Here is an 18,932-nt window from a genome sequence, read left to right on the forward strand (position 1 = left end):
GGCTCAACCCCTCATCTGATTGATGTCTTCGACGGCGATGTCGCCGCGATTGCGGAAGTAGGTCACGAGGATTGCGAGGCCGACCGCGGCTTCCGCCGCCGCCACCGTCAGCACCAGCATCGCGAAAATCTGCCCCTCGAGGTTCTGCAGATAAGCGGAAAAGGCCACCAGGTTGATGTTCACCGACAGTAGCACCAGCTCGATCGACATCAGGATGATGATGACGTTCTTGCGGTTCACGAAAATGCCGAACACACCGATCGTGAACAAAGCGGCGGCGACGAACAAATAATGCGCGAGGGTGATTTCCATCAGCCGATCCCCTGCCCCGGCCGGATATCCTTAAGCTCGACCGCTTCGGCGCGTCGGCGCCCGACTTGCGCGGCGATGTCTTGCTTCCGGACGCCCGGGCGGTGGCGCAGCGTCAGCACAATCGCGCCGACCATGGCTACGAACAACACCAGTCCCGCCATTTGGAAGACCAGCAGGTAGTCGGTGTAGAGCACTTGGCCGATGGCTTGCGCGTTGGTGACTTCGGCTTCCTGCGTTCGCGAGACCGCGATCGGCGCGCCGTCGGCGCCCATCGCCGCACTGGCCACAAGCCCCAGCTCTAGCAGAAGCGCCAGCGCGACTATGATCCCGATCGGCATATAGGAGAGGAAGCCCTGCTTCAGCTCGGTGAAGTCGACATCGAGCATCATCACGACGAACAGGAACAACACCGCGACGGCGCCCACATAGACGATCACCAGCAGCATCGCCAGGAACTCGGCGCCCAGCAGCACGAACAGACCCGCTGCCGTGAAGAACGTCAGGATCAGGAACAGTACCGAGTGCACGGGATTGCGTGCGGAAATGACCGCGAACGCGGAGACCACCGCGATCGCAGCCAGCACGTAGAAGGCGATCGACGCCAACATCCGTTACGCTCTCCCAACATGTCCTCCCCCGCGTGCGGGGGAGGTGGCGAGCGAAGCGAGCCGGAGGGGGAAGGACTGCGCGCGCAACTGCGCGCCCCCCTCAGTCCGCTTCGCGGACAGCTTCCCCGCACGCGGGGGAGCATGAAAGCAGTCGCGACCAATCATCGATAGGGCGCATCGAGTTCTAGGTTCTTCGCGATCTCCCGCTCCCAGCGGTCGCCGTTCGCGAGCAGTTTTTCTTTGTCGTAATAGAGTTCTTCGCGCGTCTCGGTGGCGAACTCCAGGTTCGGCCCCTCGACGATCGCATCCACCGGGCACGCCTCCTGGCAGTAGCCGCAATAGATGCACTTCACCATGTCGATGTCGTAGCGCGTGGTCCGGCGCGAACCGTCCTCGCGCGGTTCGGCTTCGATCGTGATCGCCTGCGCCGGGCAGATCGCTTCGCAGAGCTTGCAGGCGATGCAGCGCTCTTCGCCGTTGGCGTAACGGCGCAGAGCATGCTCGCCGCGGAATCGCGGGCTCTGCGGATTGCGCTCGTACGGGTAATTGATGGTGGCCTTGCGGCGGAAGAAATACTTCATGCCGAGCGCGAAGCCGCCCAGCATATCGAGCATCAACGCGCCCTTCGCCGCTTGCAGTAAGCGCGACATCTATTGAGCTCCGGCCACGGCGGTCGCCGTCGGCGCAAGGAAGGTGACGTAATAACCCATGGCGACCACCGCCACGATCGAAGTCGGCAGGAAAATCTTCCAGCCCAGCCGCATCAGCTGGTCGTAGCGGTAGCGCGGCACGATCGCCTTCACCATCGCAAACAGGAAGAACTGGATCCAGATCTTCACGTAGAACACGCCCATGGCGATGAACGAGGTCCAGAACGGATCGAGCCCGAGGCTCTCGATCGGTCCCCACGGCAAGTGCCAGCCGCCGAGGAACAGGATGTTCACCATCGCGCACATGAGCACGATGTTGAGGTATTCCCCGATCATGAAGAGCAGGTACGGCGTCGAGGAATACTCGACCTGGTAGCCGGCGACGAGTTCAGACTCCGCTTCCGGCAAGTCGAACGGCGGGCGGTTCGTTTCCGCCAGGGCCGAGATGAAGAACATCACCAGCATGACCAGCATAGTGACGCCGACGAGAATGTTGGCCGGAAACTCGGCGAAATTGAAAATCCGGAAGCCGTGCCAGGCCCAGATGCCCTGGGCTTGCGCGTCGATGATCGTCGTCAGATTCAGCGAACCGACGAGCAGCAGCACCGTAATGATGATGAAGCCGATCGAAACCTCGTAGCTCACCATCTGCGCGGCCGAGCGCAGGCCGCCGAGGAACGGGTACTTCGAGTTCGACGCCCAACCGCCCATGATGATGCCGTAGACGCCGAGCGAGCTGATCGCGAAGAGATAAAGGATGCCGACGTTCAGGTCGGCGATCACCACGTCCGGGGCCCACGGCACCACCGCCCAGCCCACGAACGCGAGCACGAACGTGATCAGCGGCGCAAGGATGAACACCGTCTTGTTGGCGCCCGCCGGGATGACGATTTCCTTGAACACGAACTTGAAGAAGTCTGCGAAGGACTGCAGCAGCCCGAACGGGCCGACGACGTTCGGCCCCTTACGCAGCTGCACCGCCGCCCAGACCTTGCGGTCGAACAGCAACAGGAAGGCGAGCGAGATCAACAGCAGGATCGAGATGCCGAGGATCTGGCCGATCTTCATGATCGACCACTCCGCCTCGACAGGCAGCGTGATCAGCGGAACGTAGTCGGCGCCAGCAATCATTCCGCAGCCACTTTCATCGCGCCGGATTTGAGGCGCGAGCACTCCGCCATCGTCTTCGAAGCGCGCGCGATCGGATTGGTGAGATAGAAGTCAGCGATCGGCGAGCGGAACGGCGCGCCAGACAGCTCGCCCGCCGCGCCCAGCGCCGTGGGATCGAAGCCGGTCAGATCAGCCGCGCCCGGCGCATAGTCCACTTGGCCGAACGTCGGGTGATCCGCGACCATCTTGGCCCGCAGCTCCGCCAGCGAGTCGTACGGCAGCGTCTTACCCATCACGCCGGACAACGCGCGAAGAATGGTCCAGTCTTCCTTCGCATCGCCCTTCGGGAAGGTCGCGCGGCGGCCAAACTGGACGCGGCCCTCAGTGTTCACCCAGGTGGCGTCCTTTTCCGTGTAGGCGGCGCCCGGCAGAATGATGTCGGCGCGATGTGCGCCGGCGTCGCCATGCGTGCCGAGATAAATGACCGTGCCCGCCTTCGGCAGCTCGACTTCGTCGACGCCGAGCAGCAGCAGCGTATCCAACCCGCCCTGCAGCATGTCCCGCGCGCCCTTGCCGCCGGCGCCCGGCAGGAAGCCCATGTCGAGCCCGGCCACGCGCGCCGCCGCCGTGTGCAGCACGTTGAAGCCGTTCCAGCCTTCGCGCACGAGCGAAGCCGCCGCCGCCAGCGCGCCGATCGAATGCAGCACCGCCGCCGAGTCGGAACGCGTCAGCGCGCCCTGGCCGACGATCACCATCGGCCGCTGCGCCGCTTTCAGCTTCTCCGTGATCGCGCCGCGGTCCTTCACGTCGGCAAGCGAGGTCCCGAGATGCGCGTACGGATAGCTCAGGTCGACCTCTTCGCCGATGTAAGCGACATCGGCGCCGCGCAACCACGCTTTGCGGATGCGCGCGTTCAGCACCGGCGCCTCGAGCCGCGGGTTCGTCCCGATCAGCAGAATGGCGTCGGCCTCGTCGAGGCCGGCGATGGTGGAGTTGAAGAGATAGCCTTGCCGCGCGCCGCCGCCGATCATAGCGCCGTCCGGACGGCAATCGGTGTTCGGCGATCCCAACGCGCGGAAAAGATCGAGCGTCGCCTTCATGCTCTCGGCGCAAGCGAGATCGCCAGCGATGGCGCCGATCCGCTTGGCGTCGCCCGAAAGCGCCTTCGCCGCCGCTTCAAGCGCCTCGGCCCAGGTCGCAGCGCGCAGCGCGCCGTTCTCACGGATGTAAGGGCGATCCAGGCGCTGGCGCGACAACCCGTCCTCGGCGTAGCGCGTCTTGTCGGAGATCCACTCTTCGTTGATCTCGTCATTCACGCGTGGCAGCACGCGCAGCACCGCATCGCCGCGCGCATCGACGCGGATGTTCGAGCCCAGCGCGTCCATCACGTCGACGCTCTGCGTCTTCGAAAGCTCCCACGGCCGCGCATTGAAAGCGTACGGCTTCGAAGTGAGGGCGCCGACCGGGCAGAGATCGATCACGTTGGCTGAAAGCTCACTGGTGAGCGCAGCTTCCAGATAGGTCGTGACTTCCATGTCCTCGCCGCGTCCGGTGGCGCCGAGTTCGGGAACGCCCGCCACTTCAGTGACGAAGCGGATGCAGCGCGTGCACTGGATGCAGCGCGTCATGCACGTCTTCACCAGCGGGCCCATGAACTTCTCTTCGACCGCGCGTTTGTTCTCGTCGAAGCGCGAACCGCCGCGGCCATAGGCCACTGACTGGTCCTGCAGGTCGCATTCGCCGCCCTGGTCGCAGATCGGGCAATCCAGCGGGTGATTGATCAGCAGAAACTCCATCACCCCGTTGCGCGCCTTTTTGACGGTGTCGCTCTTGGTGACGAGTTCGTTGAGCATGTTGTCGCGCGGTGGCGGCAGATCGCGCACTTGTTGCGCACACGAAGCGATCGGCTTCGGCCCTGATTTGCCGCCGACCTTCACCTCGATCAGGCACATGCGGCAATTGCCGGCGATCGACAGACGCTCATGATAACAGAAGCGCGGAATCTCGGCGCCGGCGGCTTCGCACGCCTGCAGCAACGTGAGTTCCGGGGGGACGTCGACTTCAACGCCGTCGACGAGAATTTTCGTCATGAGTCTGCCGCTTTCGCGCACGCGCATGGCCGATTTATTGCTGCGCTGCAAGGGGGCGAAACGTCCGCTTCAGCCGCCCCGGTGTTGCGAGCGACTCGCAGCGCCGGCGCTGCGCGGAACCGTTCACGTTTCCGAGGATGCGCCTGTCATTTTTGCCACGCCTTGCCGGAACGGCAGCCGCCCGCCGGCCGTTTATTCGCCAAGGGCGGGCAATACGGAGTTTTCCCCGATGGCCAACCAGCAACCCCCGCAAGAGCGGAACCGCGACAACAACAATCGTCAACGCCAGGCCCAGCCCGGCCGGCGCAACGAAGACATGGAGCGCAGCGATCGCGAACGCCAAAACCGCGAGCGCGACAAGAATCGCGACGAGGAGCGTCCGCAATAAGCGCATTCCAATAGCGCGTTCCGATGCGAAGTCAGCGGAGCGGCGAAAGCCGCTCCGTTTTCGTCGCGCTCAGACCTTCGTCAGCGCGCCCGCGCCCACCACCGTGATCCACTCCCGCACCCGCCAGGACGTGACGACGCCTTGCGTCACGTAAGGATCGGCGCGCGCGAAATCCTCGGCGACCTCCGCCGTCTCCGCCTTGAACAGCAGCAGCCCGAACGGCGGCTCATCCTGCGGCACCGCGCCGCCCAGCTGCAACTCGTCCCGCGCGACGGATACACGGCAAAGCTCGAGGTGTGCCGGTCGATGCGTCGCGCGCTTTTCGAGATAGTCGGGCGCGTAGTCGTAGATCAGGAGGAAATGCTTCATTTGAACCACTTGAAGTGCCTGTGGTTGACCGTCGCTGCGCATGCCAGCGGAACATAGAAGGCTAACACAGCAACAAAGGAATAGATGCTCGCGTAAGTGGCGATGGTGATCACGTAACCTGCAAGCACCGCCCCAACAAACAGGCCCCACCACCGAAACAACAAGACCCCGCCTATCGCCGCGAGACTCGCGAGAGCGATAGCCGCAAGCTCAAACGGGGTCACTAGGCCGAAACGGGTGAGATTTAATAGCTGGGTCACGCCCCACGCCGCCGCACCGAACGACACGGCGGCCGCCAGCCAAAGCGCAGCCAGCCGACGCTTGGCCCTCACTCCGCCGCCACCGCGCGCACCTGGTGCACGCCCTTCGCCGCGCGATACCGATCAATCCGTTGCTCGATCTCGCCCCGGAAGTGCCGGATGAGCCCCTGGATCGGCCAGGCGGCTGCGTCGCCCAGCGCGCAAATGGTATGGCCTTCCACCTGCCCCGCGACGTCGAGCAGGAGATCGATTTCGCTGTGCTCGGCCTCGCCCTTCGCCATCCGCTCCAGCACCCGCCACATCCAGCCGGTGCCTTCGCGGCACGGTGTGCACTGGCCGCAGCTTTCGTGTTTGTAGAAATAGGCGATGCGGGCGATGGCGCGGATCAGATCGGTCGACTGATCCATCACGATCACCGCCGCGGTGCCGAGGCCGGATTTCAGCGCCACCAGCGAGTCGAAATCCATCAGCGCGGTTTCGGCTTCATGCGCCGGGATCATGCGCACCGACGAGCCGCCCGGGATCACCGCTTTCAGATTGCCCCAGCCGCCGCGCACGCCGCCGCAATGCTCTTCGATGAGCTGCTTCAGCGGAATGCTCATAGCCTCTTCGATGTTGCAGGGCTTGTTCACGTGGCCGGAAATGCAGAACACCTTGGTGCCGGTGTTGTTCGGCCGGCCGAAACCTGCAAACCACTTCGCGCCGCGGCGCAGAATGGTCGGCACGACAGCGATCGACTCGACGTTGTTCACCGTCGTCGGGCAGCCATAGAGGCCGACGTTCGCCGGGAACGGCGGCTTCAAGCGCGGCTGGCCCTTTTTGCCTTCGAGACTCTCCAGTAGCGCCGTCTCTTCCCCACAAATATAAGCGCCGGCGCCGTGATGGACGTAGAGATCGAAGTCCCAGCCGTGCACGTTGTTCTTGCCGATCAGCTTGGCTTCGTAAGCTTCCTTCACCGCACGCTCGAGCGCCTCGCGCTCGGCCACATACTCGCCGCGGATATAGACGTAGCAAGCGTGCGCCTGCATCGCGAACGAGGCGATCAGGCAGCCCTCGATCAAAAGATGCGGATCGTGCCGCATCATGTCGCGGTCTTTGCAGGTGCCCGGCTCGGACTCGTCGGCGTTGACGACGAGATAGTGCGGCCGGTCCTTCACCTCTTTCGGCATGAAGCTCCACTTCAGGCCAGTCGGGAAGCCGGCGCCGCCGCGGCCGCGCAGGCCGGAATCCTTCACCTGCTGGATGATCCAGTCGCGGCCCGCGCCGATCATGTCGGCGGTGCCGTTCCAGGCGCCGCGCTTCTTGGCGCTCTCCAGGTCAGCCCCGTGCGTTCCGTAGAGATTGAGGAAGATGCGATCCTTATCCGCGAGCATGGTCATTCCCGATCTGCCGCAGGCGGCGGCGATGATAGATATTCCGTTGCACGAAAGCGTAGATCAGCGCGATCCAGCCGATGACGAGGCCAGCGTACCCCGCATAGAGCGCAGCGCCGGCGTTCGGGTCGCTGCGCAAGCTCAGCACGGCGACGGCCGAGACGATGATGATCGCGAACCCGATCAGCCGCGGCCAGCGCGCGACGGCGCGCAGCTCACGCCGATAAGCGGAGCGGCCCTCGGCCGTCTCCAGATCGGGCGGCGCCAGCGCGTTCATCGGCGCGGCCCCAGCATCATGAACACGCGCAGCGCGAACCATACCGCGCCAATCGCCGGCGCGGCGACATACATGCTCATGACCTCGCGCTGGCCGAGCGTCGCCATATAGACGGCGAGCGCGGCAAGGCCGACGGCCAGCAAAGCGTAGAGCACGAGCGCGCTGCGCTTGAACACGCCGCCCATGGCGATCGGCTCATAGCGCGGGCGCGGACCCGGCGTGTGCGGGGGCTCCGCGTCGCTCATACCTTCTCCGGCAAGCCCGGCAGCTTGATCGGCTTCGCAAGCGAGCCGTCGTAGAGCGTCGGATCTTTCAACACCGTCGGCCCGCCCTCCGGCGCCGATGTGATGCGCCCCGCCGCCGAGCCCGGCGCGATCTTCTCGCCGCGCGCCAGCTTGTCCATCAGCGCTTCGAGCGCGTCCGGCGTCAGGTCTTCGTGGTAGTAGTCGTCGATCGCCACCACAGGCGCGTTCACGCAGGCGCCGACGCACTCGACCTCTTCCCAAGAGAACATGCCGTCGGCGCTCACGGCGTGCTTATCGCCGATGCGGCTCTTGCACACCTTCTTCAGCTCTTCGGCGCCGCGCAGCATGCACGGCGTCGTGCCGCACACCTGCAGATGGTGCTTACCGACCGGCGCGAGCTGGAACATGGTGTAGAACGTCGCCACTTCCAGCACACGGATCACCGGCATGCCGAGCAGCTCGGCGATCGCCTTGATCGCCGGCTCGGACACCCAGCCTTCCTGCTTCTGCACCAGCCACATCACCGGAATGACGGCCGATTGCTTCCGCTCCGGCGGATATTTGGCGATCCACCAGCGCGCCAGCTCCATCGTCTCCGGCGTGAAGGCGAAGCTCTCGGGCTGCTCTGCGGCTAGACGGCGAACGCTCATGTCCCTCTCACTTCACGAAATCGACCCGGGCGATCCGCCCGTCTTTAACGGTGTAGATCACGAGCGCCTCGAAGAACGGCCCCTCGGGCGAGCGCTCGCCCTTCTCGTGATCGATAACGACATCGCCGAGCGCCATGCGGTGCTCGACCCAGGCGCGGTTCTGCGAGAAGTCGGCGAACGTCTTCGCATAGCGCGCTCGAATCTCCGCCATGCCCGCTTGCGTCACGGCGCCGTTCAGGTCGGCGATCACGCATTCCTCGGCGTAGGTCGCGCAGAACGCGTCCAAGTCCTGGGCGTTGTACGCCTCGAGCTGGCGCTGAACGATATCGGCGGCGCTCACTTGCGGCCTCCCGATATCCGTTCCATCGCCGCTTCGATGCGCGAGCGGCGCAGATCCTTCAACAACGGGCCCGTCACCGGCGCGTAGTGCAGCAGCGCCAACACGCCGACACCCACGGTGACCGCAATGATGACGTCGAGCCCGGGCGCGATCGGCTGCCCGAGCAGCAGCACCAGCACCACCGGGATCGGGATCATGAAGCCCGCCGCCTGAACGATCAGCGCCGCCAGATAGCGCTTGGCGCCGCCTGGAAAGCGCTCGCGCGCCGAGCGGCGCACCAGATAGGTGAACGTCACCGCGAGCGCGATCGCCACGGCCACCCACATCGCCATGTTGAGCAGCAGCGCGCCGGGTCCGGCCATGTTCATACCGCGGCCCTCCGCCCTTCGATCTCGTCGAGTTTGGCCAGCGCCTTGTTGGCGTCGTCTCGCGCTTTCAAGAGGGTCGCGCGCCGATACGCGCGAAGGTACGTCTTCAGCACCGGCGCCTTCAGCAGTGCGCCGCGGCGGATGACGATGAGCATGAGCAAGGCGGGAACGAATGCGAGGGACGTCAGCTCCGGGGTCTCGAACCCGCGCGCGTCCATCACTTGCATTCTGAGCGGCACGATCACGAAGCCGATCAACAAGCCGATGGAAAGCCCCTGGATCAAGGCGCCGATCCGCACTCGCGCCGGATGGTGCTCGACGTGCTCGGGCTTGAACGCGAAAAAAGCATGCAGCAGGAACGCCAATGCGATGACGAGGGCGACGAGGCCCTCGATCCAAAGCATCAGCGGCGCATGCTCTCCGCTCACCGATCGATCTCGCCGAACACGATGTCGAGCGAGCCCAGCACGGCGGAAACGTCGGCCAACATGTGACCCTTGCACATGTAGTCCATAGCCGCGAGGTGCGGAAAACCGGGCGCGCGAATCTTGAGGCGATAGGGCTTATTGGTGCCGTCGCTGACCAGATAGACGCCGAACTCGCCCTTCGGCGCTTCGACTGCCGCGTACACTTCCGCCGCCGGCACGTGGAAGCCTTCGGTATAAAGCTTGAAGTGATGGATGAGCGCTTCCATCGACGTCTTCATCTCGGCCCGGCGCGGCGGCGCGAACTTCGAATTCTCCGGCAGCACCGGCCCGGGCGTCTTGCGCAGCAGGTCGACGCACTGGAGCATGATCTTGGTCGACTCGCGCATCTCCTCGACCCGGCAGAGATAGCGATCGTAGCAGTCGCCGTTCTTCCCCAGCGGAATCTTGAACTCGAGTTCGTTATAAATTTCGTACGGCTGCGAGCGTCGCAGATCCCAGGCGAGGCCCGAACCGCGCACCATCACGCCGGAGAAACCCCACCTGATCACATCCTCCTGCGTTACCACGCCGATATCGACATTGCGCTGTTTGAAGATGCGATTGTCGGTCAGCAGGCCCTCGATGTCGTCGATGGCGGCCGGAAATTGCCTGCACCACGTCTCGATGTCGTCGATCAGCTGCGGCGTCAGATCCTGGTGCACGCCGCCCGGGCGGATGTAGTTCGCATGCATGCGCGAGCCCGAGGCCCGCTCATAGAACACCATCAGCTTTTCGCGCTCTTCAAAGCCCCACAGCGGCGGCGTCAGCGCGCCGACATCTAGCGCCTGCGTGGTGACATTGAGCAGGTGATTGAGGATCCGTCCGATCTCGGAATAGAGCACGCGGATGATCTGGGCCCGGCGCGGCACGGCGATCGCGGCCGCCTTCTCGATCGCCAGGCAGAACGCATGCTCCTGGTTGATCGGCGCCACGTAATCAAGCCGATCGAAGTACGGGATCGCCTGCAGATAGGTCTTGTACTCGATCAGCTTCTCGGTGCCGCGATGCAGCAGGCCGATGTGCGGATCGACCCGCTCCACCACCTCGCCGTCAAGCTCCAGCACAAGGCGCAGCACGCCGTGCGCCGCCGGATGCTGCGGTCCGAAATTGATCGTGAACGTGCGCTTTTCCTCAGGAATGGCGGCGATGCCTTCGGCCATGATTCAGTTCTTTCCTGAAATATCGTGGCCAACGCCGAGCAAATGGCCGTCGAGATCGCGCACCTGGAACTCGCGCATGAAATACGGCTGATCCTCCGGCGCGCAGACGATGTCGGCGCCCTGTGCGGCGAACTCCGCATGCAACGCATCCGCGTCGCTCACATCGAGATACAGGCTGAAGCGCCCATCGTAATCGTTGGGCCGGAAGCTGTCGCCTGCATCGACCTGATTCAGCATGACGGAGACGCCGTCGCGCCGGGCGATCGTGAACATCGGCGGATCGCCCCAGAACCGTTCGACGTTAAAGCCCAGCTTGTCGGTGTAGTAGGCAGCCGCCTTCACCACGTCTCTCACTAGAAGGACGGGCGTCGCATCGCGGATCTGCAGCGTGGCGCTCACGGCTTCTGCTCGCTCGCTTTCTCATCGCCCGGCAAGGTCATGCCTTCCCATGGCGAGAGGAAGTCGAAGCTCCGGAAAGCCTGCGCGAGCTTCACGGGCTCGTAGATCACCCGCTGCTGCTCTGCGTCGTAGCGGACTTCCACGTGCCCCGTCATCGGGAAGTCCTTGCGCAGCGGGAAACCCTGAAAACCGTAATCGGTGAGGATGCGCCGCAAATCCGGATGGTTCGAGAACAGGATTCCGTACATGTCGAACGCCTCGCGCTCGAACCAATCCGCGCAAGGATAGATGCCGACGATGCTCGGCACGGGCGTGTTCTCGTCCGCCGCCACCTTGACCCGCACACGATGGTTCAGGTGCATCGACAAGAGATGGTAGACGACGTCGAACCTCTTGGCCCGCTGCGGATAGTCGACGCCGCAAATGTCGATCAGCGTCGTGAACCGGCAGCGCGGATCGTCGCGCAGGAAGGTGATCACCGCATAGATCTGGTCCGCCCGCGCGGTCAGCGTGAGTTCGCCAAAGGCGATCTCCTGCCCCTCGATCGCATTCGTCATCGACGACGCAATGTGTGCGCCGAGATCTTCAAGCCCCTGCGTCATCGCACAATGTTCCCTTCGCGGCGGATTTTCCGCTGCAACTGCAGCACGCCGTAGACGAGCGCTTCCGCCGTCGGCGGGCAGCCGGGCACATAGATGTCGACCGGCACGATACGGTCGCAGCCGCGCACCACGGCGTAGCTATAGTGATAATAGCCGCCGCCATTCGCGCACGAACCCATCGAGATGACGTAACGCGGCTCGGGCATCTGGTCGTAGACCTTGCGCAACGCCGGGGCCATCTTGTTGGTCAGCGTGCCGGCGACGATCATCACGTCGCTCTGCCGCGGCGAAGCGCGCGGGGCGAAGCCGAAGCGCTCGAGATCGTAGCGCGGCATCGACGCCTGCATCATCTCGACCGCGCAGCAGGCGAGCCCGAACGTCATCCACATGAGCGAGCCGGTGCGCGCCCAGGTGATCAGATCATCGGCGGCGGCGGTGATGAAGCCCTTGTCAGCGAGCTGATTGGAAAGGCCCGTATAGAACGGATCGTCTTCCTTGACGGGATAACCGCCCTCGACGCCCGCGCGCGCGGCGCCGCCGGCTGGCGTGATCACTCCCATTCCAAAGCGCCTTTCTTCCATTCGTAGATAAAGCCGACCGTCAGGACGCCCAGGAACGCCATCATCGACCAGAACGCGAATTGGCCGACCTCTGCCGGCATATCGCCCAGCGTGATCGCCCACGGGAACAGGAACGCGACTTCGAGGTCGAAGATGATGAACAGGATCGACACGAGATAGAAGCGCACGTCGAACTTCATCCGCGCGTCGTCGAAGGCGTTGAACCCGCACTCGTAGGCCGAGACCTTCTCCTTGTCCGGGTCCTTCGGCGCGATCACCCAGGCGGCGATCAGGAAGCCTGCGCCCAGCACGAGGGCGATGGCGAAGAAGAACACAATCGGCAGATAATCGAGCAGATCGAGGCCCATCACACGTCCTTTGGGACCCACCTAAGCGGCGTCGGGCCGCGACGCCAGGGTCTGAGGCGCCGCAGCCGCGAAATCGGCGCGGACGCTAGTGGCGCCCGCCCTGGCCCGCAAGCCTCATCGCACCGGCTGCGGCTTGCTGCGCAGCCATTGCGACAGCACCCATTTCCGCCCCGCCGTGGGCGGCAGGCCCGCATGCAGCATGCGGCGGTCGGGCGCACCGTCGGGAAGCACGTTGGCGAACACGAGCGCCTCGCCGACTCCGCCACGGAGCTCGAGACCCAGAGTCGGAAACTGTGTCGCGCCGCCGCTGAAATCGTCGCTGAGATAGGTCACGAGCGTGAACGTCCGCTGCCCCAGCCGCTCGAGTTCGCCGGCCATCGCCGCCAGCTTGGGCGGTATGAAGTCATAATGAGCGCCATAGCTCTGGCCCGGCTCATAGCTGATCAGCATGGGCGGCTCATGGTGGGTCACCGGCGTCCCGGTGAGGCGCGCCGCACGCTCCTGCAGCACCGCCACGACGAGATCGCGCTTGAGCGGCCCGAATCCGCTCGTGGTTGCCGTCCGCACCGAGCGGACCTCATATCCACCCGTTTCGCTGTTGCTGGCGGTGCTGGGCGCCAGCCGCTCGCGCCCTTGCTCGATGATCCAAGCGCTGAACCCGGGCGGCGCGAACTCACGAGCGACGCCGATCCGCGCTTCATCCGTCAACGACTGCAGCGGCGGGGGCGCGAGGAGCGATTCAATATCGATGTGGTCGCCGCCAAGCACGCCGAGCTGGCGCGCCGCGGTTGCATCGCCAGCGTCAGCTGCGCGGCGGAGCCAGTCGAGGGCGCGTGGCCAATCCTGCTGCTGACCGATGCCGCCTGCCGCGAACGCCGCGCAGCGTTGCATAGCCGCTGCATCGCCGGCTTCGGCGGCCGACAGAAACAGAGCCGCCGCGCGCTCGGCTTGTCCGTCGCGCAGCAGCGCGCGCGCTTCAGTGAAAAGGGCCTCGGTCACGAGAACAGCTTTGCGCCGGCCACGCCTCTCCGCGCAATGGCCGATGCGAATGGCGCGAGTGACGGGGCTCGAACCCGCGACCTCCGGCGTGACAGGCCGGCGCTCTAACCAACTGAGCTACACCCGCGTCTCTTCCGCGAGAAGGCGCCGGAGTTAGGCCAAGCCGTTCCGGCGGTCAAGCACGCGAAGGCGGGGCTTCTAGCAGATAAAGATTAAGGAGCAGCTGTCGCAGGCGGACGGACCGGATCGTCCCAGGTCTGGCTCGGTGAGGTCAGGCGCAACAGCGCTTCGAGCCGCTCGTTCGGAACCAGCTTCTCCGCCCCGGCGGCGTCGCTGACGCCGATGAACACGTCACCCGAGCTCATGTCGATCGCCACGACCGACAAACCCTCGAGACACCCTGACGGCGCGCAGCCGGAAAAGACCAAGGCCTCGGCGCCGCCGCCTCCCGCGACGAGGCCGGGCGCGGGGTTGGACATCGAATGGGTGAAGCGGGCCTGCTCCGCCGCCGGAACGCCGAGGCTCTGCAATGAATACCGGCGCATCGCCGGCGCCGCCGCGAACGCGGCGTAAGTCTGCCCGACGTAGGGCCGGAAGTCGGGGGCGGACGTCGCCTCCAGCCGCTCGACCGGCGCGGAGGCGGCTTGCTGCGGCCCGACTGCGGCCGGCCCGCAGGACGCGGCGGCGGCTGCGGCCATCAAGACAAAACCGGAGCGAACGTGATTCATCCCGCCAACCTACCACCGCCTGCAGCGCGCGGCGTAGTAAGTTGTCCACACGCGTCTCAGTTCCATGGGAAGATGGCGTCAGCCATCCGAAGCTGCGCCCCGGCCGGCTCAGCCCTCCTACGCTGAAGCTTTGGAGGGCAGCCGTTCCCTCGACTTCGTCAAGCGAAGGCTGGTGGGCGGTGAGGGGATCGAACCCCCGACCCTCTCGGTGTAAACGAGACGCTCTACCGCTGAGCTAACCGCCCTTGCCGGCCGTTCTCCTGGCGATCCGCGCGCGTCCGCGCAAGGGGGCCGTGAGCTCCGCGCCGCAATTGCAGCAGTAATTGGCGTTGAGCCCGTGCCGGTCGAGCCCGCAGCGCACGCAGCGCTGAATCTTCTGGTGCGGCGCGAACGCCTTCTGCGCGATGTTGAAGAAGAGGCTGATGCCCGTGATCATCAGCGCGATCGAGAACACCCGGCCGGACGCCGTATCGATGGTGATGTCGCCGTAGCCCGTGGTCGTGAGCGAGGTCACCACGAAATAGATCGCGTCGAGAAAATTGTTCAGCTTCGGGTGATCGCCCAGATAAAGCGCCTGCGTCAGCCCTGCGGCGATGAAAACAAACACCGCCATCGTCACGATCGCGCGCGCGAGGTCCTCCACATAGGTGTCGTCCCACTTGCCGCGCGCGAGCACGTTCCAGAAACGCTCGCTATGCACCAGCGTCCACAGTCGCAGGATGCGCAAGAAGCCCCAATTATAAAGCACGGTCGGGAACGCCAGCGTCGCCAGCACCACGAGATCGACCCAGGTGTTCGGATATTTGAGCCACCGCCGCACGGTGCCAAACGCGAACAGCCGCGCCAGCAGATCGAGCGCGACGAAAATGGCGATCGCCAAATCGACCATCCAGAACCAGGATTGTTCGCGGATGAATTGGCTGCCGATGAAGAAGCCGATGATCAGGACATCCAGAACGAACAGCACGCCCTGGAAGCGCAGCGCCGATTGCGTGTGCCCGAAATAGTACGCTCTGAACCGCGAACGCAGCCGGCGACGACGTCTCACCCTTGGTGGCTCTGCATCGTCTTGAAGAACGCGGCCGCTTTCGGATCCTCGCCGGTCTTCTCGGCCGGCACGTCCTCGCAGAATTTCACCCACGAAAGCCGGCTTTCTATCCCGTATTGCTGCACGATCGGCGCCGCCTCCGGATCGTCCATCGATCCGATCGTCACATAGAAGCGCGCTTCCGGCATGTCATAGCTGAACGAGAGCGGCGTGCCGCAATCGCGGCAATAGGCGCGCTTGGCCAGATTCGAGCTGGCGAAGAACGCCGGATCGCCCTCAGTCCACGCGAACTCGCTCTTCGGCGCGCCCGCCAGCGCGGCGAACACCCCGCCGGTCGCGCGCTGGCACATGCGGCAATGGCAGACGTGCGAATTCTGCGGCGCCACGTAGAGCGCGTAGCGAACCTTGCCGCACTGGCAGCCGCCGGTGGCGATAGCTTCTCGGCTCATTCGGCGGGCGTCCTGTGCGGATTCTCAGGATCAGCAGGAGGCGGGCGCGAGATCCACCACGTGAAGGCAAAGGCGCCCACGCTGAAGACCCCGCCAAAGACGGAGAGGAAAAGGACGGCTTGCTCGGCTGCGCTCAGCGAATTCATGTCCGTTCGCCCTCATGCTCCTCTGTCATATAGCGGACCGCGAGCGCCGTCGCCACGCACACGGCGAACATGGCCGCGGCCCCAAAGAACAATTCGGACGGCAGGCGTTCCGCCTCCAGCAATCCCGGCAGCACAATAGCCGATCCGATCAGCGCCGCGGCGCCGAACAGGCCGTTCGCGACGAATTCTCCGAAACGCTGCCTGCCGCGCGCAGATAACCGGCGGCGCCTGGGCGCCCCAGCCGGCGGAGTAGACTGCCTTCGTTTCGTCATGGCCCCTCCCGCCCCTGCTACTAGCGGCGGCGCGGTCAGGCGTCTACGCGATCTCCGATGACGACGACTTTGACAAAAGCCGCCCTCGCCGGCGTGCGCGTGCTCGATCTTTCACGCGTGCTCGCGGGTCCGTGGGCGACGCAGATTCTCGGCGATCTCGGCGCCGACGTGATCAAGATCGAAAAGCCCGGCGCCGGCGACGACACCCGCAGCTGGGGGCCGCCGTTCTTGCCCGAACAGGACGGCGGCCGCGGCGACGCAGCCTATTACCTCGCTGCAAACCGCAACAAGCGCTCGGTCACGATCGATTTCGCCAAGCCCGACGGCGCGGAGCTCGTGCGCAGGCTCGTCCCGCATTGCCAAATCTTCGTCGAGAACTTCAAGACCGGCGGGCTCACGCGCTACGGGCTCGATTACAAGAGCATCGCCGCGATCAATCCTGCGATCGTCTATTGCTCGATCAGCGGCTTCGGCCAAACCGGCCCGTACGCGGCGCGTCCCGGGTACGATTACATCATCCAAGGCATGGGCGGCCTCATGAGCCTCACCGGAGAACCCGCCGGTGAGCCGATGAAAAGCGCCGTCGCCGTCGCCGATCTGTTCACCGGCATGTATGCGGTGACGGCGATGCTCGCCGCGCTGCGCCACGCCGAACGCACCGGCGAAGGCCAGCGCATCGACGCGGCGCTGCTGGATTCGCAAATCGCGATGCTCGCCAATCTCGGCGCGAGCTATCTGGTTTCCGGCGAAAAGCCCAAACGGCTCGGCAATCAGCACGCATCGATCGCGCCCTATCAGGTGCTCGCCACATCCGACGGTCACATCATTCTCGCCGTCGGCAATGACGGCCAATTCCGCGATTTCTGCGCCGCCGCGAACGTGAAGCTCGCCGACGACGCACGCTTCGCCACCAACGAAGCGCGCGTCCGCCACCGCGAGGAGCTCACCGCAGCGCTCACGCACATGACCATCCAGCGCACCACGTCGCAATGGATCGCCGCGCTCGAAGCGGCGCAAGTGCCCTGCGGCCCCATCAACACGCTGGAGGACGTCTACGCCGATCCGCACGTGGCGGCGCGCGGCGCGGTCGAAAGCGTCACCCGCGCCGATGGGCGTGAGATCAAGCTCGCCGCCAATCCGCTGCGCATGAGCGCAACGCCGCCCACCACTCGCGCCGCGCCGCCGCTCCTGGGACAGGACACCCAGCCGGTGCTCACGGAACTTCTCGGCCTGGCCCAAACAGAGCTCGCCCGCCTGCGAGACGGTGGCGTGATCTGACGCGCAGCAGCGGCAAATGCGGCAAGTTTGCGACCCACGAAATCGTTAGGGAACACCGCCGGTTGCCTCTCGTTTGGCTCGCACGAGGACAGGAGACACCGACATGCGCCTTGCTTTGACTGCTTACGTGTCCGCCGCCGCGCTCAGCTTGAGCGCCTGCGCGGGCATGACCCCAAGTGAACGCGGCGCCCTCAGCGGCGCGGCCATCGGCGGCGCGGCCGGCGCCATTCTCGGCGACGACGAAGCGGCGCTTGCTGGCGCCGTGGTCGGCGGTGCGGCCGGCTGGTATCTGGGGTGCCGCGAAGAAGGCCGTTGCGGCAACGTCGACAACCGCCGCGAGCGTTACGACCGTCGCAGCGGTCGCTATTATTTCTATGATCCGCAATCGGGCCGCTACTTCTACGAGAACGGCGAGCCGTATCCGTAAGGCTCTCCGCCCCCGCGTAAGGAAACGCCGCGCCTCACTAGCGCGGCGTTTTCACGTTGACACGGGCGCGGTCCTCCAGGCGAGCAGCGTAATGGCGTAAGCCAGCCGAAGCTGCGCGCGCGGGATTGACGAGCCCCCCACGCCAAGGCTTCGGAGGGCAGCTTTCGCTTTGCGCTGCGCGCAGCGAAGGCTGGTCGGGGCGGCGGGATTCGAACTCGCGACATCCAGCTCCCAAAGCTGGCGCTCTACCAGGCTGAGCTACACCCCGATGCGCACCTGTTGCCACGCAACAGAGCGTCCGGCAACGCCGCTAGTCTGGAAAGATGCGGTGCCGAACGCGGTCGCCCGCACGGAGACCAAGCTCGGCGGCGTGCCCGCCGCGTATCTCCAGCACGCCGCGCGTCAGCCCCACCGCGGGCACGCTCTCCAACGAATAAGGAGTCGTGCGCTCGGCGATGTTCAGGATACGACCATCGACACCGATGAAGATGATGTCGAGCGATGAGGGCGTGTTACGCATCCAGAAGCTCGCTCGCTCCGGCTGCTGAAAGTGAAACAGCATCCCATAATTGTCGGGAAGCGGCGGCCGGAACATCAATCCGCGCGCGCGCTCTTCCTCGGTATCGGCGATTTCGACCGTGACCCGAACCGGGCCGCCGGCGGTCTCGATCGTGAGCTCCTCGGTCTCCACCTGCGCCGTCGCTCCCGCCTTGCTCTCGGTGTCGGATTGGGCGCACGCGCCTACGCTCAGCACGAGCGTCAGCGCCACAGCGCGCACGATATTTTTCGGCAGCATTGAGCAACCCTGTCCTGACGGACCGCTTCTAGCATGTGGGGCGGCGGCGGGAAGTGGCAGGCCCTAGGGGAGTCGAACCCCTCTTTTCAGGTTGAAAACCTGACGTCCTAACCGATAGACGAAGGGCCCACGTGGCCACCCAAGTCGCCCCGGGTGCGCGGGAAGGCCCGGCATATAGAGGCGTGCGGTGGCG

27 protein-coding genes and 4 tRNA genes are annotated in these 18,932 nt (G+C 65.0%); 3 read left to right on the plus strand and 28 right to left on the minus strand.

From position 1 onward, the window contains the following. Positions 1-3: 3 nt before the first annotated feature. From nuoK to nuoG, 5 genes are all read right to left on the minus strand, one after another. On the minus strand, positions 4-312 hold the full coding sequence (gene nuoK, locus VEA80_RS00215) for an NADH-quinone oxidoreductase subunit NuoK (protein WP_325058666.1): 309 nt from the start codon (positions 310-312) through the stop codon (positions 4-6). After that, complete coding sequence (locus VEA80_RS00220) at positions 312-920, minus strand: NADH-quinone oxidoreductase subunit J (protein WP_325058667.1); 609 nt, start codon at positions 918-920, stop codon at positions 312-314. The genes nuoK and VEA80_RS00220 overlap by 1 nt, the downstream gene beginning before the upstream one ends. A gap of 161 nt (positions 921-1,081) precedes the next feature. Next, positions 1,082-1,570, minus strand: a complete 489-nt coding sequence (gene nuoI, locus VEA80_RS00225; protein ID WP_325058668.1) for an NADH-quinone oxidoreductase subunit NuoI — start codon at positions 1,568-1,570, stop codon at positions 1,082-1,084. Beyond that, complete coding sequence (gene nuoH, locus VEA80_RS00230; RefSeq protein WP_325058669.1) at positions 1,571-2,701, minus strand: NADH-quinone oxidoreductase subunit NuoH; 1,131 nt, start codon at positions 2,699-2,701, stop codon at positions 1,571-1,573. It abuts the gene before it with no gap. Next, on the minus strand, positions 2,698-4,770 hold the full coding sequence (nuoG, locus tag VEA80_RS00235; RefSeq protein ID WP_325058670.1) for an NADH-quinone oxidoreductase subunit NuoG: 2,073 nt from the start codon (positions 4,768-4,770) through the stop codon (positions 2,698-2,700). The genes nuoH and nuoG overlap by 4 nt, the downstream gene beginning before the upstream one ends. Here nuoG and VEA80_RS00240 point away from each other — a divergent pair. Next, positions 4,769-5,158, plus strand: coding sequence for a hypothetical protein (locus VEA80_RS00240; protein ID WP_325058671.1), 390 nt, complete (start codon positions 4,769-4,771; stop codon positions 5,156-5,158). The genes nuoG and VEA80_RS00240 overlap by 2 nt on opposite strands. A gap of 69 nt (positions 5,159-5,227) precedes the next feature. Here the strand turns inward: VEA80_RS00240 and VEA80_RS00245 are convergent, their stop codons facing one another. The 20 genes from VEA80_RS00245 to VEA80_RS00340 form a co-directional block, all read right to left on the minus strand. Continuing rightward, entirely contained in the window at positions 5,228-5,527 is a 300-nt protein-coding gene (locus VEA80_RS00245) for a YciI-like protein (RefSeq protein ID WP_325058672.1), read from the minus strand. Then, positions 5,524-5,859 carry a hypothetical protein gene (locus VEA80_RS00250; RefSeq protein ID WP_325058673.1) on the minus strand — a complete coding sequence of 112 codons (336 nt, stop codon included), beginning with the start codon at positions 5,857-5,859 and terminating at the stop codon, positions 5,524-5,526. Before VEA80_RS00250 ends, VEA80_RS00245 begins: the two co-directional genes overlap by 4 nt. After that, positions 5,856-7,166, minus strand: a complete 1,311-nt coding sequence (nuoF, locus tag VEA80_RS00255; RefSeq protein ID WP_325058674.1) for an NADH-quinone oxidoreductase subunit NuoF — start codon at positions 7,164-7,166, stop codon at positions 5,856-5,858. The genes VEA80_RS00250 and nuoF overlap by 4 nt, the downstream gene beginning before the upstream one ends. After that, a complete protein-coding gene (locus VEA80_RS00260) occupies positions 7,147-7,437 on the minus strand; it encodes a hypothetical protein (RefSeq protein ID WP_325058675.1) in 291 nt (96 codons plus the stop codon). The genes nuoF and VEA80_RS00260 overlap by 20 nt, the downstream gene beginning before the upstream one ends. Then, positions 7,434-7,682 carry a hypothetical protein gene (locus tag VEA80_RS00265; RefSeq protein WP_325058676.1) on the minus strand — a complete coding sequence of 83 codons (249 nt, stop codon included), beginning with the start codon at positions 7,680-7,682 and terminating at the stop codon, positions 7,434-7,436. The genes VEA80_RS00260 and VEA80_RS00265 overlap by 4 nt, the downstream gene beginning before the upstream one ends. Continuing rightward, a complete protein-coding gene (gene nuoE, locus VEA80_RS00270; RefSeq protein ID WP_325058677.1) occupies positions 7,679-8,332 on the minus strand; it encodes an NADH-quinone oxidoreductase subunit NuoE in 654 nt (217 codons plus the stop codon). Before nuoE ends, VEA80_RS00265 begins: the two co-directional genes overlap by 4 nt. Before the next feature lie 7 nt (positions 8,333-8,339). Further along, positions 8,340-8,672 carry a nuclear transport factor 2 family protein gene (locus VEA80_RS00275; RefSeq protein WP_325058678.1) on the minus strand — a complete coding sequence of 111 codons (333 nt, stop codon included), beginning with the start codon at positions 8,670-8,672 and terminating at the stop codon, positions 8,340-8,342. After that, positions 8,669-9,040: a hypothetical protein gene (locus tag VEA80_RS00280; RefSeq protein ID WP_325058679.1), complete on the minus strand. Its 372-nt coding sequence runs from the start codon at positions 9,038-9,040 to the stop codon at positions 8,669-8,671. Before VEA80_RS00280 ends, VEA80_RS00275 begins: the two co-directional genes overlap by 4 nt. Beyond that, positions 9,037-9,468, minus strand: a complete 432-nt coding sequence (locus VEA80_RS00285; RefSeq protein WP_325058680.1) for a hypothetical protein — start codon at positions 9,466-9,468, stop codon at positions 9,037-9,039. The genes VEA80_RS00280 and VEA80_RS00285 overlap by 4 nt, the downstream gene beginning before the upstream one ends. Beyond that, positions 9,465-10,667 (minus strand): NADH-quinone oxidoreductase subunit D, encoded by a 1,203-nt coding sequence (locus VEA80_RS00290; RefSeq protein ID WP_325058681.1) that lies wholly within the window; start codon positions 10,665-10,667, stop codon positions 9,465-9,467. The genes VEA80_RS00285 and VEA80_RS00290 overlap by 4 nt, the downstream gene beginning before the upstream one ends. A 3-nt stretch (positions 10,668-10,670) precedes the next feature. Beyond that, positions 10,671-11,066 (minus strand): VOC family protein, encoded by a 396-nt coding sequence (locus VEA80_RS00295; RefSeq protein WP_325058682.1) that lies wholly within the window; start codon positions 11,064-11,066, stop codon positions 10,671-10,673. Then, complete coding sequence (locus VEA80_RS00300; protein WP_325058683.1) at positions 11,063-11,668, minus strand: NADH-quinone oxidoreductase subunit C; 606 nt, start codon at positions 11,666-11,668, stop codon at positions 11,063-11,065. The genes VEA80_RS00295 and VEA80_RS00300 overlap by 4 nt, the downstream gene beginning before the upstream one ends. Next, positions 11,665-12,249 (minus strand): NADH-quinone oxidoreductase subunit B family protein, encoded by a 585-nt coding sequence (locus VEA80_RS00305; RefSeq protein WP_349257185.1) that lies wholly within the window; start codon positions 12,247-12,249, stop codon positions 11,665-11,667. Before VEA80_RS00305 ends, VEA80_RS00300 begins: the two co-directional genes overlap by 4 nt. Next, entirely contained in the window at positions 12,219-12,596 is a 378-nt protein-coding gene (locus VEA80_RS00310) for an NADH-quinone oxidoreductase subunit A (protein WP_325058685.1), read from the minus strand. Before VEA80_RS00310 ends, VEA80_RS00305 begins: the two co-directional genes overlap by 31 nt. A gap of 114 nt (positions 12,597-12,710) precedes the next feature. After that, positions 12,711-13,595, minus strand: a complete 885-nt coding sequence (locus VEA80_RS00315; protein WP_325058686.1) for a 2OG-Fe(II) oxygenase — start codon at positions 13,593-13,595, stop codon at positions 12,711-12,713. A 50-nt stretch (positions 13,596-13,645) separates the two neighbouring features. After that, positions 13,646-13,722: transfer RNA gene (locus VEA80_RS00320), tRNA-Asp, on the minus strand. Positions 13,723-13,807: 85 nt separating this feature from the next. Then, positions 13,808-14,323, minus strand: a complete 516-nt coding sequence (locus VEA80_RS00325; protein ID WP_325058687.1) for a hypothetical protein — start codon at positions 14,321-14,323, stop codon at positions 13,808-13,810. 170 nt (positions 14,324-14,493) lie between these two features. Beyond that, positions 14,494-14,568: transfer RNA gene (locus VEA80_RS00330), tRNA-Val, on the minus strand. After that, positions 14,559-15,371 (minus strand): potassium channel family protein, encoded by an 813-nt coding sequence (locus VEA80_RS00335; RefSeq protein ID WP_325058688.1) that lies wholly within the window; start codon positions 15,369-15,371, stop codon positions 14,559-14,561. Before VEA80_RS00335 ends, VEA80_RS00330 begins: the two co-directional genes overlap by 10 nt. Continuing rightward, positions 15,368-15,820, minus strand: a complete 453-nt coding sequence (locus VEA80_RS00340) for a GFA family protein (RefSeq protein ID WP_325058689.1) — start codon at positions 15,818-15,820, stop codon at positions 15,368-15,370. The genes VEA80_RS00335 and VEA80_RS00340 overlap by 4 nt, the downstream gene beginning before the upstream one ends. 475 nt (positions 15,821-16,295) lie before the next feature. Between VEA80_RS00340 and VEA80_RS00345 the strand changes: the two genes are divergently transcribed. Together VEA80_RS00345 and VEA80_RS00350 are read left to right on the plus strand one after the other, a co-directional pair. After that, a complete protein-coding gene (locus VEA80_RS00345) occupies positions 16,296-17,516 on the plus strand; it encodes a CaiB/BaiF CoA-transferase family protein (protein WP_325058690.1) in 1,221 nt (406 codons plus the stop codon). 103 nt (positions 17,517-17,619) lie between these two features. Further along, positions 17,620-17,943, plus strand: coding sequence for a hypothetical protein (locus VEA80_RS00350; RefSeq protein ID WP_325058691.1), 324 nt, complete (start codon positions 17,620-17,622; stop codon positions 17,941-17,943). A 191-nt stretch (positions 17,944-18,134) separates the two neighbouring features. Here the strand turns inward: VEA80_RS00350 and VEA80_RS00355 are convergent. The 3 genes from VEA80_RS00355 to VEA80_RS00365 form a co-directional block, all read right to left on the minus strand. Continuing rightward, positions 18,135-18,211: transfer RNA gene (locus tag VEA80_RS00355), tRNA-Pro, on the minus strand. Positions 18,212-18,253: 42 nt separating this feature from the next. Beyond that, complete coding sequence (locus VEA80_RS00360) at positions 18,254-18,739, minus strand: DUF192 domain-containing protein (protein ID WP_325058692.1); 486 nt, start codon at positions 18,737-18,739, stop codon at positions 18,254-18,256. 54 nt (positions 18,740-18,793) lie between these two features. Next, a tRNA-Glu gene (locus VEA80_RS00365) sits at positions 18,794-18,868 on the minus strand. Positions 18,869-18,932: the final 64 nt, after the last annotated feature.

Source organism: Vitreimonas sp. (genome assembly GCF_035627415.1).
In the GTDB taxonomy this organism is placed as follows: domain Bacteria; phylum Pseudomonadota; class Alphaproteobacteria; order Caulobacterales; family Aquidulcibacteraceae; genus Vitreimonas.

What these genes read in the sequence shown, in the direction of transcription:
- nuoK (WP_325058666.1), bottom strand. Translation starts at nt 312, where the DNA reads ATGGAAATCACCCTCGCGCATTATTTGTTCGTCGCCGCCGCTTTGTTC.
- VEA80_RS00220 (WP_325058667.1), bottom strand. Translation starts at nt 920, where the DNA reads ATGTTGGCGTCGATCGCCTTCTACGTGCTGGCTGCGATCGCGGTGGTC.
- nuoI (WP_325058668.1), bottom strand. Translation starts at nt 1,570, where the DNA reads ATGTCGCGCTTACTGCAAGCGGCGAAGGGCGCGTTGATGCTCGATATG.
- nuoH (WP_325058669.1), bottom strand. Translation starts at nt 2,701, where the DNA reads ATGATTGCTGGCGCCGACTACGTTCCGCTGATCACGCTGCCTGTCGAG.
- VEA80_RS00240 (WP_325058671.1), top strand. Translation starts at nt 4,769, where the DNA reads ATGAGTCTGCCGCTTTCGCGCACGCGCATGGCCGATTTATTGCTGCGC.
- nuoG (WP_325058670.1), bottom strand. Translation starts at nt 4,770, where the DNA reads ATGACGAAAATTCTCGTCGACGGCGTTGAAGTCGACGTCCCCCCGGAA.
- VEA80_RS00245 (WP_325058672.1), bottom strand. Translation starts at nt 5,527, where the DNA reads ATGAAGCATTTCCTCCTGATCTACGACTACGCGCCCGACTATCTCGAA.
- nuoF (WP_325058674.1), bottom strand. Translation starts at nt 7,166, where the DNA reads ATGACCATGCTCGCGGATAAGGATCGCATCTTCCTCAATCTCTACGGA.
- VEA80_RS00260 (WP_325058675.1), bottom strand. Translation starts at nt 7,437, where the DNA reads ATGAACGCGCTGGCGCCGCCCGATCTGGAGACGGCCGAGGGCCGCTCC.
- VEA80_RS00265 (WP_325058676.1), bottom strand. Translation starts at nt 7,682, where the DNA reads ATGAGCGACGCGGAGCCCCCGCACACGCCGGGTCCGCGCCCGCGCTAT.
- nuoE (WP_325058677.1), bottom strand. Translation starts at nt 8,332, where the DNA reads ATGAGCGTTCGCCGTCTAGCCGCAGAGCAGCCCGAGAGCTTCGCCTTC.
- VEA80_RS00280 (WP_325058679.1), bottom strand. Translation starts at nt 9,040, where the DNA reads ATGAACATGGCCGGACCCGGCGCGCTGCTGCTCAACATGGCGATGTGG.
- VEA80_RS00290 (WP_325058681.1), bottom strand. Translation starts at nt 10,667, where the DNA reads ATGGCCGAAGGCATCGCCGCCATTCCTGAGGAAAAGCGCACGTTCACG.
- VEA80_RS00300 (WP_325058683.1), bottom strand. Translation starts at nt 11,668, where the DNA reads ATGACGCAGGGGCTTGAAGATCTCGGCGCACACATTGCGTCGTCGATG.
- VEA80_RS00305 (WP_349257185.1), bottom strand. Translation starts at nt 12,249, where the DNA reads ATGGAAGAAAGGCGCTTTGGAATGGGAGTGATCACGCCAGCCGGCGGC.
- VEA80_RS00310 (WP_325058685.1), bottom strand. Translation starts at nt 12,596, where the DNA reads ATGGGCCTCGATCTGCTCGATTATCTGCCGATTGTGTTCTTCTTCGCC.
- VEA80_RS00325 (WP_325058687.1), bottom strand. Translation starts at nt 14,323, where the DNA reads ATGAATCACGTTCGCTCCGGTTTTGTCTTGATGGCCGCAGCCGCCGCC.
- VEA80_RS00340 (WP_325058689.1), bottom strand. Translation starts at nt 15,820, where the DNA reads ATGAGCCGAGAAGCTATCGCCACCGGCGGCTGCCAGTGCGGCAAGGTT.
- VEA80_RS00345 (WP_325058690.1), top strand. Translation starts at nt 16,296, where the DNA reads ATGACGACGACTTTGACAAAAGCCGCCCTCGCCGGCGTGCGCGTGCTC.
- VEA80_RS00350 (WP_325058691.1), top strand. Translation starts at nt 17,620, where the DNA reads ATGCGCCTTGCTTTGACTGCTTACGTGTCCGCCGCCGCGCTCAGCTTG.
- VEA80_RS00360 (WP_325058692.1), bottom strand. Translation starts at nt 18,739, where the DNA reads ATGCTGCCGAAAAATATCGTGCGCGCTGTGGCGCTGACGCTCGTGCTG.